This window comes from Leuconostoc inhae, assembly GCF_019656015.1.
Taxonomy (GTDB): domain Bacteria; phylum Bacillota; class Bacilli; order Lactobacillales; family Lactobacillaceae; genus Leuconostoc; species Leuconostoc inhae_A.
Genome location: NZ_BPKW01000005.1, coordinates 80,001 through 96,000 on the forward strand (window position 1 = coordinate 80,001; position 16,000 = coordinate 96,000).

The following is a 16,000-nucleotide window of genomic DNA, read 5'->3' on the forward strand; positions in this document are numbered from 1 at the left end:
ATATGTCAGAAAAAATAAAGCATGATATCATGGCTGTTTTAGAGACCGTAATTGATCCAGAATTAAGAATTGACATTGTTAACTTAGGCTTAATTAATGAGGTTGATATTAATGATGCTGGTGATGTGATCATCAATATGACATTGACTACAATGGGTTGTCCGTTAAGTAGTGTGCTAGAAGAAATGATTGATGCAGCATTAATCATTTTACCAGAAGTGAAAACAACCAAAGTTGTACTGACGTGGGAACCAGCTTGGAAAATTGATCGTATGTCTCGATACGCTAAAATGGCATTAGGATTATAAAATAGCTTAATTATATAAAATAGGAATAAAAACAAACTTTTATTTGACGCTTAACTTGTCAGTAGTTATGATTGAATTATTAAATAAAAAGGAAGTTTTTCACATGAGAAATCAGGTTACAGCACAAATAAATAAAATAAACACAGCCCTTCTCCTCAACTTGCTCAGACTACCCTAGCAAGTTGAGCTTTTAAGCTGGTTGTTAGGTATTTATCTAATGGCTAGTGAATTAAAGGATGTGAATGCAAAATCCCGGACTAGTCAATTTGACTAGTCCGGGATTTTTAATTTGAGGAGAATATTATGACAAATAAAGTAACTTTTTACGATACAACATTGCGTGATGGTGAGCAAACGATTGGGGTTAATTTTTCTGTTGAAGAAAAAATTGCTATCGCCAAGGGTTTGGATGATTATGGCGTATCAGCAATTGAAGCAGGTTTTCCTGCAGCTTCCCAGAAAGATTTTAACGAAGTGACGCGTATTTCAGAAGTTGTGGACAAAGCAAAAGTTGTCGGTTTAGCACGGATGGTACGGCATGATATCAATGCAGTTATTGAGGCCACGAAGTCTGCAAAATATCCAATGATTCATGTGTTTATTGCCACGTCACCCATTCATCGCGAATTCAAATTGCACATGACTAAAAAAGAAATTTTAGAAAAAATTAAATCAGATGTGACTTTCACGAAGCAATATATTCAAGATATTGTATTTTCACCTGAAGATGCCACACGAACGGAACCTGAGTTTCTGGTAGCCAGCGTGCAAACGGCTATTGATGCTGGCGCAACAATGATTAACATACCAGACACAGTTGGTTATGATACGCCAGAGGAATATGGTGAAGTTTTTGAAAACTTGCGTCAAAATATTGTCGGTTTTGACACCGTTGGTTGGTCAACACATACACATAACGATTTGGGCATGGCAACGGCTAATGCTTTGGCAGGCATTGAACATGGTGCGACGGAAATTCAGGGCACAATTAACGGTATTGGTGAACGTGCTGGCAACGTTGACATGATTGAAGCGGCAGCAGCGATTTATGTACGTCGTGAAAAATTCAAAGCAGCAACAGATATTGTTTTATCACAGTCAAAGGCGATTTCTGACATTGTTTCACGCGCGACACGCATGCCTGTGGCTAGTAATAAACCAATTATGGGACGCAATGCATTTGCTCATGAATCAGGTATTCATCAAGATGGCTACTTAAAAAATCCAGAGACGTATGAAATATTGAAGCCGGAAATGGTTGGTGCTACAGCGACATTACCTTTAGGTAAATTGTCAGGATCACATGCAGTGATGTCAGCACTAAACCACTTAGGATATCATGTGACACGTGATGATATGAAAGCAATTTTCCCTATTTTTAAATCAGTTTCTGAAGAATCTGACTTGATTACGGATGATCAATTAAAGGTTATTATGCAAGTTGTTGAAGAAAAAGAAATGGTGGGAAATCAATCATGACTGTAGTTAAAAAAATAGTCGTGTTGAAAGGTGACTATATCGGTCCGGAAATCATGACAGCGGGGTTAGCAGTATTGGACGCTGCGACAAAAGATACAACATTTTCTTATGAACTAATAGATGTACCGTTTGGCGGTGATGGTATCGACCGTGCCGGAGACCCACTACCACAAGCAACTATTGATGTGTCAAAACAAGCTGACGCAGTCCTACTAAGTGCAATTGGTGGCCCAAAATGGGATAATGCGCCACGCCGTCCAGAGCAAGGATTACTAGAAATTAGATCTGAACTTAAGTTATTTGCTAACATACGGCCAACAAAAGTGACGCGAGCACAAATTGACCGTTCACCACTGAAACCAGAGTATGTTGAAAATACGGATTTTGTCATCGTTCGGGAGCTAACATCAGGTGCGTATTTTGGCAGGCCACGTAAACTCGAAGCGCATCAAGCCATTGATACGATGTATTACAGTGAAAAAGAAGTGACTCGTATTATGCATCAAGGCTTCAAGATGGCTTTAAAACGCAATAGGCATGTCACCATTGTTGATAAGTCAAATGTCTTAGCGACATCAAAGTTTTGGCGACAGATTGCTAATGAAGTTAGCAAAAGTTATCCGGATGTGACAGTTGACTATTACTATGTGGATGCGATGACAATGGCTATTATGTCAAAACCTGCAACATTTGATGTTGTGATTATACCTAATTTGTTTGGGGACATTTTAAGTGATGAAGCAGCACAAATTACAGGCTCAATCGGTCAAATTCCTTCAATGTCAGTTGGTGAAAGCGGTCCAAATTTGTATGAACCAATTCACGGTTCAGCACCTGATATTGCTGGTCAAGGCATTGCTAATCCCATTTCTATGGTGAATACGGTAGCTATGATGTTAACGGAAAGCTTTGATGAAAAAAGGATTGCCAATAAAATGACACAAGCAGTAGACTACATTATTGAAAACCACTATGTGACACCAGACATGGGTGGCACGATGACGACCGATGAAGTCACACAAAAGATGGTTGATTACATCAAAAATTATGAATCGGCGGATATAAAATGAGCAAAACACTATTTGATAAAATATGGGAAAAACACGTCATTACTGGGGAAATTGGTGAAGCACAACTGATTTATGTGGATTTGCATTTAGTACATGAGGTGACCTCGCCTCAACCTTTTGACGGATTAAGAAATACAAATCGGCGTGTTAGACGGCCCGATTTAACTTTTGCAACCATGGATCATAATGTGCCAACAAAAGATATATTTAATGTACAAGATCAAATGTCTCGATTGCAGATGGACACATTAGTCAAAAACACGAAAGAATTTGACATCCCATTAGCATCAATTGGTGATGACAAGCAAGGCATTGTGCATGTTGTGGGACCTGAACGTGGTCTCACACAACCTGCCAAAGTAATCGTCTGTGGAGATTCACACACAGCAACGCATGGTGCTTTTGGTGCAATTGCCTTTGGTATTGGTACTTCTGAAGTGGAACACGTCTTAGCAACTCAAACGATTTGGCAGGTTAAGCCAAAAACAATGGGAATCAAAGTCACCGGAAAATTACCTAAGAATACTTATGCGAAAGACATTATTATGGGCATCATTGCTCAATATGGCGTGTCATTTGGGGTTGGTTACGCCATTGAATTTTATGGTGAAACAATTGCGAAACTTTCAATGGAAGCTCGCATGACTATGTGTAATATGTCAATTGAAGCTGGTTCAAAAACGGGTATGGTGCAACCAGATCAGACGACATTCGATTATATCGAGGGCCGTGAACAGGCACCAAACGATTTTGAATCTGCTAAAAATTATTGGTCACAATTTTATACAGATGATGAAAGTGATTTTGATGAGACGTTGACCTTTGATGTGTCAAATTTGAAACCGATGGTGACATGGGGAACAAATCCAGGCATGGCCACACCTGTTGATCAAAATCTACCAGAAATTAAAAATGATAATGATGCAAATGCTTATGACTATATTGGTTTACACCCTCATATGAAACCAGTTGATATTAAGTTAGATTATATTTTCATTGGTTCTTGCACAAACAGCCGTTACGAAGATCTTGAAATTGCTGCGAATATGATGAAAGGACGTCATTTAGCACCTAATATCATTGCGTGGATCGTGCCAGGTAGTCGGGCCATTCGAAATCGTGCAATTAAATCGGGCATTGCTAAAATATTTGAGGACGCTGGTTGTGAATGGCGTGAACCAGGTTGTTCGGCATGTTTAGCTATGAATCCCGACAAAATTCCGGCAGGAAAACATGTTGCGTCAACATCAAATAGAAATTTCATTGGCCGCCAAGGCGCAGGATCGAGAACGCATTTGGCTTCTCCAGCTATGGTTGCTGCCGCAGGAATCGCTGGCCACTTCGTTGATATAACAGCAGATGAATTTAAATAGGGGAATAGTATGGAAGCTTTTGTAAGAGAAATAGGCACAGCAGTTGTTATTCCAAATGACAACATTAATACTGATATTATCTTACCCAAACAATTTTTGAAAAATATTTTAAAAACGGGATTTGGCAAAGATTTATTTTATGATTGGCGTTACAATGCTGACGGTTCATTGATTGAAACATTTGAGTTGAATAAACCAGAGCATAAAAACGCTTCAATTTTAATTACAGGGGATGATTTTGGATCAGGATCATCACGAGAACACGCGGTATGGGCGTTAACAGATTATGGATTTAGGGCAGTCATTGGTGGCGGATTTTCAGATATTTTTTATATGAACGCAACCAAAAATGGCTTGCTACCAATTGTATTGCCTGAAAGAAATCGGAAAATATTACGCAATATTCAAGCAGATGAAAAGATTCGAATTGATTTACCTAAACAAACTGTGACTTATAAAAATGATACTTTTCACTTTGACATTAATTCACAATGGAAAGAAAAATTTATCAATGGCGAAGATGACATTGATAATACGATGAAATATGAAAAATTAATCACTGTCTTTGAAAGGCAACGTCCAAATTTTGGATAGGAGGTAGTTTATGGAACAAGCAATGATTTTGCAACAACGTATGGATACGACTAAAGAAACATCAACATTTTACCGTGTTTTTGCGATGATTGCAGCTGGCATGATTTTAGATGGTGCAGATGTTTATCTTGCAAGTGCGGTCAATAGTGCCATAGTTAGTACACATTTTGCGACACTGGCGCAAGGCTCTATATTTTTATCTTCAGGATTTTTAGGGCTTTTCTTCGGATCCATTTTTGCTGGCTTTATTGGTGACTTTTTTGGTAGAAGAAAAGCCTATTCAACCAATTTATTAATTTTTGGTGTGTTAACCTTATGTGCAGCATTTGCGACTAATGTATGGGTGCTAATTGGATTAAGATTTTTCGCAGCGATTGGGTTAGGCGCAGAAATTGTGACTGGATATGCATTAATTAATGAGTTTGCACCAGTTAAAAATCGTGGTCGCTGGAGTGGCATTACTTCGGTTATTGCTAACCTAGCTGCACCATTGACATTACTTTTGGCAGCAAGTGTTATTCCGCGTTATACATGGCGTGCAATGTTTATTATTGTTGGTGTGCTGGCACTAATATTGTGGCTTGTGCGTCGACATTTTCCGGAATCGCCTCGGTGGTTAATTTCACGTGGTGATTATGATCAAGCAGAAAAAATTATTGAAAAGTTAGAAGCTAATGGCTCATATCGTGTTAATGACACATTAACATATCAACCGTCAGTAAAAACAAAAATCGGCATGGGATTGCTAGTAGCGACAGTTTCAGTGAGTGCAGTTAACTTAATGCAGTATACATTTACATCATGGATGCCAACATTATTAATTAAACAGGGAATCGAAGTCGCGCATTCACTAACTTTTTCTGCAATCATGATGGCTGGGGCACCCATAGGTGCCCTGATAGGCGCCTTGTTAGTTGATTTTATTGGACGTAAGAAAGTGATTGTAACTGCATTCATAATGACAGCAGTATTTGGATTAATTTATTCACAGCAACATACAACAGCAGGAATTTTAACCATTGGATTTTTAGTGGTGACCATGATGTATATTTTAATGGCTTCGGTTGTCGGCGTTTATATGTCGGAATTATTCCCCACTTACTTTAGGTTCCGTGGTACAGGTTATGCTAATGGTGTTGCCAAAATATTAACAGTTTTAACACCCTATTTTGCAGCATGGGCGATGACACAATTTAGCGCTAATTTGATTTTTTATTTTATCGCAGCAGTAGCAATAATCGCAGCGATTGTGGTAGCCATTTATGGACCGGAAACAAAACAAAAAGCAATATATTAAAAGGATGGTATTTTATAATGACAGAGTTAACAACGACAAAGATTCACTGGAACGGTGGTGTTCAAAGCGAAGCCATTAGTATTTTGAAAGATGAAGGCGGCATGATTGTTAGCCCAACAAAAGTGGGCTATATTATTATGACCTCAGATGATAAAGGTTTGGAACGTAAATTTTCAGCTAAAAATCGTAAACGCAATAAGCCAGGTGTTGTCTTATGTGGTTCAGTAGAACAAGTCAAAGAACTAGCACAAATGACACCTGAAATCGAGCAGATGTATCAGCAACATTGGGATAAAGACATTTTGTTAGGTTGTATTTTGCCCTGGCAGGAAGAAGCTAAAAGTAAAATACCACACGATGGGACAAAAGATTTGATGATGGATAAACACGAAACCAGTTGTTTTGTTATCAAATTTGGCACACCAAGTGAAAATATTGCCAAAGAAATGTGGGAAAAATACGGTAAATTCTCATTTGCAAGTTCAGCCAATCCTTCTGGTCAGGGAAATCGCGGTTTAGTTGCTGGAATCGGTGCCTAAATTGAAAATGCTGCTGACATCATTATTGAAGCAGATGATTATGTGGCATCAATTCAACCTGATAAAACTTTAAATACACGTTATGAACAAGGTGTGATGGTGTCGATGGTTGATGATGCAGGTCAGTTAATTCCACAACAAAACGGTATTGTTGGTGTGCAACCCGCACCAGTACTAATTCGAAAGGGACTAGATGTTACTAAAATTATGGAAATTATGAGTAATATTTTCCCATCGTGGGACTATCGACATGGATTCTATTATTAATTCAAAAATTAAAATTAAATTGACAGGCTGGCATTTTAAATAACAAAACAGCCCAAGTAGTCAAACTTGAAATATTTTTGTGACGATATTTTGTCATCTAATAACGGTGCAAAAGGACATTTTTTGTACGTTAAGGACATGTTTTGTTCAAACAATGTTTATCAAGTCACAAACATGATAATCTACTATTAGACAACACGAGGAGAAAATTTATGATGTTAATGACCAAAAAACAGGCAACAATCCAGTCCGATGCTTTACGCTATGGTAGCGTTATTTTGATTTTTTTAATAGCTGGCATAATTTTATTGCTGACTCGTGCGGCGCAGTATCCTGAAATGATCGCGATGGCTTATTTGTCGTTTACAATGGGGCTACATCATGCATTTGACGTTGATCATATTGCAGCTATCGATAACATGACACGTAAAATGCTTAATGATGGTAAAAATACAAGAGGTGTTGGTTTTAGTTTTTCATTTGGCCATTCAATGGTTGTGGTGCTGATGGCATTGTTAACAGTTTTATTTGTTGAATGGGCTAAGCACACGATGCCGATTTTTGAACAAATTGGTGGGGCTATTGGCACATTGATTGCAGGTATTATGTTACTTATATTAGCTAGTGTTAATAGCTTCATTTTACATGACATTTGGTTGAAATTTAAGAAAATGAGTCATCAGCGTGATCAATCGACTGGCGTAGATAAACAAGTAGTGACATCGAAAATCTATCGTTTATTTCTAAGATTATTAGGAATGATTAAACATAATTGGCAAGTAGCTGTTGTGGGATTTTTATTTGGTTTAGGATTTGATACGGCAACACAAATTGCAGTATTGGCAACATCAGCTACTGCAGCCAATGCAGGTGTACCTTGGTATGCAACCATGGCTTTTCCGCTGTTATTTACCGCTGGTATGTGTTTAATGGACACAGTAGATGGATTTTTTATGAGCACGACGTATAATTGGGTATTTTCATCCCCTTATCGTAAAGTTTATTATAATTTAACACTTACTGGAATTTCGATATTAGCAGCTGGATTTATTGGATTTGTTGATTTAGTGCAGTCGTTTAGCGCCATGTTTGATTGGCACAATGCCTTAACACGTTGGGTAGCGGCTTTAGACTTTAATAAAATGGGGTTAATTTTGGTGATGTTATTTGTAGTCACTTGGATAATTGCTATCACTTTTTGGCATATCTTTAAATTAGCAGATAAAGAGGAAGTAGGTTTAATAACTGAAAATAAAAGCGTTAATAAATGATTTGCTGTAGCAGACTATATTTTGTATGAATACATGAGAATATGTTAAGATGAAAGTATCTTGAAATGACACAAAATAAATGATAGGTTTTGCGCAGATAATTGTTAGGAATAAATGTTCTGCACGAGTAATGTTACTATGGCAAATAAATATGAAATTGTTAAAAAAAGTATTCTAGATAAAATACTACGTGGCACGTATCAAAAAGATCAACAGCTGCCTACTGAAAGCGATATGATGTCTACCTTCTCTGTTAGCCGATATACAGTACGTCGCGCTATTTCTGATTTAGAAAATGAAAAGTTTATCTATCGCGTACAAGGTGGTGGCTCTTTCGTCGCTGATTGGTCGGATACAAAAAAATTTGAAGAAGTTCCTAAAGTTATTGGCATTTTATCGACTCATGTGGCGTCATATATTTTTCCGGCCATTATTGATGGTGCAGACCAAGTATTATCTGAAAATGGATTTTCACTGATTTTAGCCAATACACATAATGATCCGGTTCGAGAACGGACAGCACTTATAAATCTCATGAGTCAAAATCTAGGTGGGTTAATTATTGAACCGACTCAAAGTGCAATAGATACACCTAATGTTGATTTATATCAACAACTAGATCAGATGAATGTCCCTATGGTATTTATTAACGCGGGTTATAATAATTTTGAAGGTACGACATTGATGAGTGACGACACGGCAGCTTTTTATCGTGCCACTAATTATTTAATTGACCGAGGACATCAAAAAATTGTTGGCATCTTTCAAGTTTCTGATAGCCAAGGTGTACATCGTTTAGAGGGTTATTTAAAAGCCTATCAAGATCATCCAAATATTTTACCAAATTGTATGCCTATTATGTATAAGTCTGATGAAGTGAGTGATGCATTACAAAGTACCAACGAACTTTTACTAAAAGAACCAAACAAAAGGCCCACAGCAATTATTACGTATAACGATCAATTAGCAATCAGAATCATTGATTTAATACATGATATAGGTTTAAAAGTACCAGAAGATATATCGGTTATAGGATTTGATGATTTTCAGTTATCTCAATATTTATCTCCGAGATTGACGACAATGACACATGCTAAGCAAAATATGGGAAAAGATGCAGCTAAACTATTGCTACAAAAAATTAAACACCATAAAGTGACTGATATTGTGTATGATTCTAAATTAATAGAACGTGATTCTGTGAAAGATTTACGTAAAAAAAGCTAATTAGAAATTTATTTTCTAGTTAGCTTTTTTATGTATACCTTTGTATTATTGATGACTGCCAAAAACGTCTATACGATCAGATAGTGCGTTTTCAATGGCTGTAACACCGGAAGCTAAGAGCTTACGAGGATCATAATTTTTACCTTGTAGATCTTGATCTGACAATATAAATTTACGTAATGCTTGATGGAATGCCAATTGTGCTTCAGTATTGACATTTACTTTGGCAATACCCATAGTAATAGCTTCACGAATTTGGTTATCCGGTACACCTGAGCCACCATGTAAAACGACTGGAAAATTATAACCAATAGCATCATTGATTGCATCGGTTAATTTATGTAAATGGTTAAGCTGTAACCCTTGCCATTCCTCTGGATAGGTACCATGAATATTACCTATACCAGCTGCCAAAAAATCAATATTGGTATTAACCATAGCTACAGCATCGGCAATTGGTGCAATCTCACCATTACCGATAATACCGTCTTCTTCACCGCCAATGCTACCAACTTCAGCTTCTACTGATATGCCTTTTGCATGGGCTAATTCAACGATTTCGCGCGTTTGAGCTAAATTGTCCTTTAACGGTAAATGTGAGCCATCGAACATAACAGAAGTAAAGTTAGCGGCAATAGCATCTTTGGCTGCTTGGTAGTCACCATGATCAAGATGAATCGCAATTGGGACTGAAATTTTCATGTCATCATCTAAATCACGAATTAGATTGGCAACAGTTTTAAATCCGCCCATATACTTAATGGCACCCATTGAAGCCGCAATAATTGTGGGGGCCTGTTTATTTTCAGCAACACGTAAAATTGCTTTGGTCCACTCAAGATTGTTTGTATTAAAAGCACCAACAGCATAGCCGTTACTACGAGCATGTTGTATCATTTGTGATCCTGAAACGATTGTCATTTTTGAATACCATCCTTTTTTGAAAAACAGAGATCAATATGATACTAATTAACTGCCAATAATATTTTGCTCTGTATTTTTTATGATGTTGCTTAATTTAAAAATGCTACAATTTTAAAACGTAATCATAAACAAATGATGAAAGCGGTTACAATAAATTGAGCATATCAAAAATTATACAACTAAATGATTTAAAAAACAAGGTATACCAATTTTAAAAAAGATAACATTTTTATTTATTCTATAAAAAATATATTAATTGACATATACGGACAAATGTTTTATAGTGTTGTTGTAAGCGGTTACAAAAAGTTGTTAAATTCTAGATAAACAGGTTTTTGTATTATATTACTTATAAATCATGTATAAGAAAGAATGGAAAAGATGGCTATTATAAAAGATTACAAGTTTTGGTTTGTGACAGGATCTCAATCCCTGTATGGAACGGAAGTATTGACTCAGGTTGAAGAAGATTCTAAAAAGTTGATTAACAAATTAAACGAATCTGGTAAATTACCTTATCCAATTGAGTTCAAGACAGTGGGTATTACTGCTGAAAACATTACACAGGCTATGAAAGAAGCAAACTATGATGATTCTGTAGCTGGTGTTATTACTTGGGCACACACATTTTCACCAGCAAAAAATTGGATTCGTGGCACGCAATTATTAAATAAGCCGCTCATGCATTTAGCAACACAAATGTTAAATACCATACCTTATGACACAATTGACTTTGATTATATGAATTTAAATCAATCTGCTCATGGTGATCGCGAATATGCATTCATTAATGCGCGCTTACGTTTGAATAACAAAATTATTTTTGGTCACTGGGCCGATGATGATATTCAAACGCAAATTGCTAAATGGATGGCTGTTGCGGTTGGCTACAATGAAAGTTTCAAAATTAAAATTGTAACTTTTGCGGACAAAATGCGCGATGTTGCGGTAACAGATGGCGACAAAGTTGAAGCTCAAATTAAGCTAGGTTGGACAGTAGACTATTGGGGCGTGGGTGACTTAGTTGCTTACGTTAATGCAGTCAATGATGCTGATATTGATCAACTCTATGAAGACTTACAAGAAAAATATGATTTTATTGCAGGTGAAAATACACCGGAAAAATTTGAACATAATGTCAAATATCAAATACGCGAGTATATTGCCATTAAGAAATTTATGACTGACAAAGGTTATTCAGGATTTACGACTAATTTTGAAGACTTAGTTGGTTTGGAACAATTGCCTGGTTTAGCAGTTCAACTTTTGATGGCTGATGGCTATGGATTTGCTGGGGAAGGAGACTGGAAAACAGCGGCACTAACGCGTTTACTAAAAATCATTTCTCATAATCAGGCAACAGCCTTTATGGAAGATTACACTTTAGATTTGCGGAAAGGACACGAAGCAATTTTAGGGTCACACATGCTAGAGGTTGATCCCACAATTGCCTCAAATAAACCGCGCGTTGAGGTTCATCCATTAGACATTGGCGGTAAAGAGGATCCAGCACGTTTGGTCTTCACTGGGCGTACCGGTGATGCAGTTGATGTTACGTTAGCTGATTTTGGTGATGAATTCAAATTGATTAGTTATGAAGTCACAGGGAACAAGCCTGAAGCGGAAACACCATTTTTACCAGTTGCAAAGCAGCTTTGGACACCTAAAACAGGGCTTAAATCTGGTGCAGAAGGCTGGCTAACAGCTGGTGGTGGACATCATACAACATTGAGTTTTGCTGTCGATACTGAACAACTAACTGATTTAGCGAAGTTGTTTGGTCTGACGTTTGTAAATATTAAGTAATGGTGTAAACATGGAAAATAGATCTACAAAAAAAATAGGAAGCGCCTTCATTTACTTTTTTGGTGCTTTTGGTGGCATTTTATTTGGTTATGATATTGGTGTTATGACTGGTGCTTTGCCGTTTTTACAAAAGGATTGGCACTTAACGGATGCTGGTACAATTGGTTGGATAACATCAACACTGATGTTAGGAGCAATTGTCGGTGGCGCATTGGCTGGTCAACTGTCTGATAAGTTAGGACGACGGCGAATGATTCTTGCATCTTCGTTTGTGTTTGCCATTGGTGCTATCATGGCTGGGTTTTCACCAAATGATGGTGTCGTTTGGTTGTTGTTTGCACGAGTACTTCTCGGATTGGCAGTAGGTGCGGCTTCGGCCTTAGTGCCATCTTATATGTCTGAAATGGCTCCTGCAAAATCACGTGGTCGCTTATCAGGATTAAATCAACTGATGATTGTTTCTGGTATGCTTTTATCTTATATTGTCGATTATTTATTACAAGGGTTACCCCACACAATTGCGTGGCGTTTAATGTTAGGCCTAGCAGCAGTGCCTGCTATCATACTTTTTTTCGGTGTTTTACGGTTACCTGAATCACCTCGATTCTTGGTCAAGACGAATAAATTAGCTGTTGCTCGTCAAGTCTTAACCTATATTCGTACTGATACAGAAGTTGAACCAGAATTAGAGGAGATTCAAAAAACGGTAGCACTTGAAGCAGGTGCCCAAAAAAATATTACATTGGGAACTTTATTTTCAAGCAAGTACCGTTATCTTGTGACAGCTGGTATTGGTGTGGCAGCTTTTCAACAATTTATGGGAGCAAACGCTATTTTCTACTATATTCCTTTGATTGTTGAAAAGGCCAGCGGGCAATCTGCTTCTAGCGCGTTATTGTGGCCTATTATTCAAGGTGTTATTCTTGTGCTTGGTGCACTACTATACATGGCCATTGCGGATAGGTTCAAGCGTCGTACCTTGCTGACGCTTGGAGGTACAGTTATGGCATTGTCCTTCTTGATGCCTGCTGCATTAAATGCACTCCTTGGGGCGGATAAATTCCCACCTATGTTGATTGTTGTATTCTTATCTATATTTGTTGCGTTTTACTCATTTACGTGGGCACCACTTACTTGGGTATTGGTAGGAGAAGTATTTCCTTTAGCAATTCGCGGACGTGCGAGCGGCTTAGCATCATCGTTTAACTGGCTTGGATCTTTTGCTGTAGGTCTCTTATTTCCGATTATGACTGCAGCAATGCCACAAACATCAGTATTTGCAATTTTTGGTGTTATTTCAATCGTTGCCGTTCTCTTTATAAGGTTTGCCGTACCAGAAACTTATGGTAAAACACTTGAAGAGATTGAGGCACAAGGAACAAGTCATTAAAATACGAAAAGATTTAAATGTTTTATCTGAATCAAAACAAAAATGCTAGTCAGATGAACACACATTGATTAGCATTTTTCACTTAGGAGAATATTTATGATGACACATAAAGAAACAATGCAGGCGATTAAAGCAGGTAACATTGCTTTGGGCGTAGAATTTGGTTCAACTACCGTTAAAGCTGTGTTAACAACAGAAGATTTTAAAACAGTCGCTTCAGGTAGTTACGAGTGGGAAAATAATTTTAAAGATGGTCTTTGGACATATGCCATTTCTGATATTTGGCTAGGATTGCAGACTGCCTATACTAAGTTACAAAAACAAATTCACGATGATTATGGTGTAGAAATAACCAGTATTAAAACGATGGGATTTTCAGCGATGATGCATGGTTATTTGGCATTTGATAAGAATAATGAGTTATTGGTTCCCTTTAGAACGTGGCGCAACGCTATCACGGGTCAAGCTGCCTCAGAATTAACCCAATTATTTAACTTCAACATTCCGCAGCGGTGGAGCATTGCACACCTTTATCAAGCTATTTTAAATCAAGAAACCCACGTTAAGAGTGTTGATTTTATCACAACATTAGCTGGTTATGTACATTGGCAGTTAACAGGTGACAAGGTAATTGGTATTGGTGATGCCTCGGGTATGTTTCCAATTGACGAAAAAACTGGTACTTATAACCAAATAATGTTGGAAAAATTCAGGTCATTGAAATCAGTTCAACAATATAATTGGCAACTAGAAAATATTTTACCTAAGCCATTAAAAGCTGGGGAAAACGCTGGCTATTTGACAGAAAAAGGGGCAAATTTATTAGATCCTACGGGTCACCTAACAGCTGGCGCAATTATTGCGCCGCCTGAAGGAGATGCCGGAACTGGTATGGTAGCCACTAATAGTGTTAAAAAGAGAACAGGAAATATTTCGGTCGGTACGTCAATTTTTTCAATGATAGTGTTAGAAAAAAATCTTCAACATGTTTACAGTAACATTGATATTGTCACAACGCCCACTGGATTACCAGTAGCGATGGTACACGCTAATAATTCTGCCTCAGATTTAAACGCTTGGTCGAAGCTCTTTGCGCAATTTGCACAGTTAATTGATTATGATATTGCAACAAGTGAGCTTTATCAGACATTGTTTAACGCTGCGCTAAATGATGCTGAACCTGATGCAGGTGGCCTTTCTGGTTATGGGTACTATTCTGGAGAAAATATTACGGGAATTCCTGAGGGAAGGCCACTACTTGTGAGGCAACCTGACACAGATTTTACAATTGGTAATTTGATGCGTTTCCATTTGTTTACGGCTTTCGGTGCGATTAAAATTGGCATGCGTATATTAGAGGATGAGCAGGTATTGACCGATAATATTGTGGCGCAAGGTGGTGTATTCAAAACACCAATTGTTGCTCAAAAATTGTTAGCAGCAGCCTTAAATACCAATGTTACTGTAATGAAAACGGCTGGTGAAGGCGGCCCGTGGGGGATGGCAATTTTGTCTCTATATGCTGCTAATAAAAGTACCAATGAAACATTATCTGAATTTTTAAGTCATGTTGTTTTCGCTAATGAAAAGTCTGAAACGTTATCACCAGATCCAAGCGATGTTACTGGATTTGAGAAATTTATGGCAAGATACGTTGCTGGGTTGGACATTGAATTAGCGGCTATTAAAGCGTTACCATCACAAAAAAGAAAGGAATGAACACTGATGTTAGAAAATTTGAAGCAAATTGTTTATGAAGCTAATATGGCCTTGCCAGCTAATAATTTGGTGACGCTTACTTGGGGTAATGTCTCGCAAATTGATCGTGAAAAAGGGTTATTTGTTATTAAACCCAGTGGTGTCGATTATGCGACACTTCGACCTGAAGATATGGTTGTTGTTGATTTAGAGGGGCATGTGGTTGAAGGTGATATGAACCCATCGAGTGATACACCAACACACGCTTTTTTGTATCGACATTGGCCTGATTTAGGCGGTATCGTGCATACCCATTCAAAATGGGCCGTTGCATTTGCTCAAGCAGGGATACCAGTACCAGCAGCGGGAACAACACATGCTGACACATTTTATGGTGATGTGCCGTTGGCTGATAGATTAACACAAGTAGAAGTAGCTGAAAATTACGAATTAAATACTGGCAAATCAATCGTTCGTGTGTTTGAACGAGAAGGGCTTGATCCAATGGCAATTCCAGGTGTGTTGACCAATGATCATGGGCCGTTTACATGGGGAAAAGATGCGATGGATGCCGTCCACAATGCGATTGTTTTAGATGTTGTAGCCGACATGGATTATCATACGATGCAATTGAATCCAGCACAAGACATCCACGTGCCACAGTATTTATTAGATAAACATTACTATCGTAAGCATGGGGCTAATGCTTATTACGGACAAGGTAAAAAGTTTAAAATTAAAAATGCTTGAGACATTT

General features: G+C 37.7%; 13 protein-coding genes and 1 pseudogene. 13 read left to right on the forward strand and 1 reads right to left on the reverse strand.

The genetic code is table 11. The features are described from left to right. The first annotated feature begins 2 nt into the window (after positions 1–2). From K5Q14_RS04065 to K5Q14_RS04105, 9 genes and pseudogenes are all read left to right on the forward strand, one after another. Positions 3–308 carry a metal-sulfur cluster assembly factor gene (locus K5Q14_RS04065; RefSeq protein ID WP_220734555.1) on the forward strand — a complete coding sequence of 102 codons (306 nt, stop codon included), beginning with the start codon at positions 3–5 and terminating at the stop codon, positions 306–308. A 303-nt stretch (positions 309–611) separates the two neighbouring features. After that, on the forward strand, positions 612–1,787 hold the full coding sequence (locus K5Q14_RS04070; RefSeq protein ID WP_220734556.1) for a 2-isopropylmalate synthase: 1,176 nt from the start codon (positions 612–614) through the stop codon (positions 1,785–1,787). Beyond that, positions 1,784–2,857 (forward strand): 3-isopropylmalate dehydrogenase, encoded by a 1,074-nt coding sequence (gene leuB / locus K5Q14_RS04075; protein WP_220734557.1) that lies wholly within the window; start codon positions 1,784–1,786, stop codon positions 2,855–2,857. Before K5Q14_RS04070 ends, leuB begins: the two co-directional genes overlap by 4 nt. Further along, positions 2,854–4,230: a 3-isopropylmalate dehydratase large subunit gene (gene leuC, locus K5Q14_RS04080; protein WP_220734558.1), complete on the forward strand. Its 1,377-nt coding sequence runs from the start codon at positions 2,854–2,856 to the stop codon at positions 4,228–4,230. The genes leuB and leuC overlap by 4 nt, the downstream gene beginning before the upstream one ends. Positions 4,231–4,239: 9 nt before the next feature. After that, on the forward strand, positions 4,240–4,824 hold the full coding sequence (gene leuD / locus K5Q14_RS04085) for a 3-isopropylmalate dehydratase small subunit (protein WP_220734559.1): 585 nt from the start codon (positions 4,240–4,242) through the stop codon (positions 4,822–4,824). A 10-nt stretch (positions 4,825–4,834) separates the two neighbouring features. Next, complete coding sequence (locus K5Q14_RS04090) at positions 4,835–6,121, forward strand: MFS transporter (RefSeq protein WP_220734560.1); 1,287 nt, start codon at positions 4,835–4,837, stop codon at positions 6,119–6,121. Between the two features lie 17 nt (positions 6,122–6,138). Beyond that, positions 6,139–6,927: pseudogene (locus K5Q14_RS04095) on the forward strand (L-threonylcarbamoyladenylate synthase). A gap of 212 nt (positions 6,928–7,139) precedes the next feature. Beyond that, the gene (locus K5Q14_RS04100; protein WP_220734561.1) at positions 7,140–8,198 is read left to right on the forward strand and encodes a HoxN/HupN/NixA family nickel/cobalt transporter; all 1,059 of its coding nucleotides are present in this window, start codon (positions 7,140–7,142) and stop codon (positions 8,196–8,198) included. Positions 8,199–8,336: 138 nt separating this feature from the next. Beyond that, positions 8,337–9,425 (forward strand): GntR family transcriptional regulator, encoded by a 1,089-nt coding sequence (locus K5Q14_RS04105; protein ID WP_220734562.1) that lies wholly within the window; start codon positions 8,337–8,339, stop codon positions 9,423–9,425. 45 nt (positions 9,426–9,470) lie between these two features. Here the strand turns inward: K5Q14_RS04105 and fba are convergent, their stop codons facing one another. After that, positions 9,471–10,346, reverse strand: a complete 876-nt coding sequence (fba, locus tag K5Q14_RS04110) for a class II fructose-1,6-bisphosphate aldolase (RefSeq protein WP_220734563.1) — start codon at positions 10,344–10,346, stop codon at positions 9,471–9,473. Positions 10,347–10,730: 384 nt separating this feature from the next. Here fba and araA point away from each other — a divergent pair, with 384 nt between their 5' ends. From araA to K5Q14_RS04130, 4 genes are all read left to right on the forward strand, one after another. Then, positions 10,731–12,155 carry an L-arabinose isomerase gene (gene araA, locus K5Q14_RS04115; protein ID WP_220734564.1) on the forward strand — a complete coding sequence of 475 codons (1,425 nt, stop codon included), beginning with the start codon at positions 10,731–10,733 and terminating at the stop codon, positions 12,153–12,155. A gap of 10 nt (positions 12,156–12,165) precedes the next feature. Next, positions 12,166–13,545, forward strand: a complete 1,380-nt coding sequence (locus K5Q14_RS04120; protein ID WP_220734565.1) for a sugar porter family MFS transporter — start codon at positions 12,166–12,168, stop codon at positions 13,543–13,545. Between the two features lie 96 nt (positions 13,546–13,641). Then, positions 13,642–15,264, forward strand: a complete 1,623-nt coding sequence (locus tag K5Q14_RS04125; protein WP_246587555.1) for a xylulokinase — start codon at positions 13,642–13,644, stop codon at positions 15,262–15,264. Between the two features lie 6 nt (positions 15,265–15,270). Further along, a complete protein-coding gene (locus K5Q14_RS04130) occupies positions 15,271–15,993 on the forward strand; it encodes an L-ribulose-5-phosphate 4-epimerase (RefSeq protein WP_220734566.1) in 723 nt (240 codons plus the stop codon). The last annotated feature ends 7 nt before the right edge of the window (positions 15,994–16,000 follow it).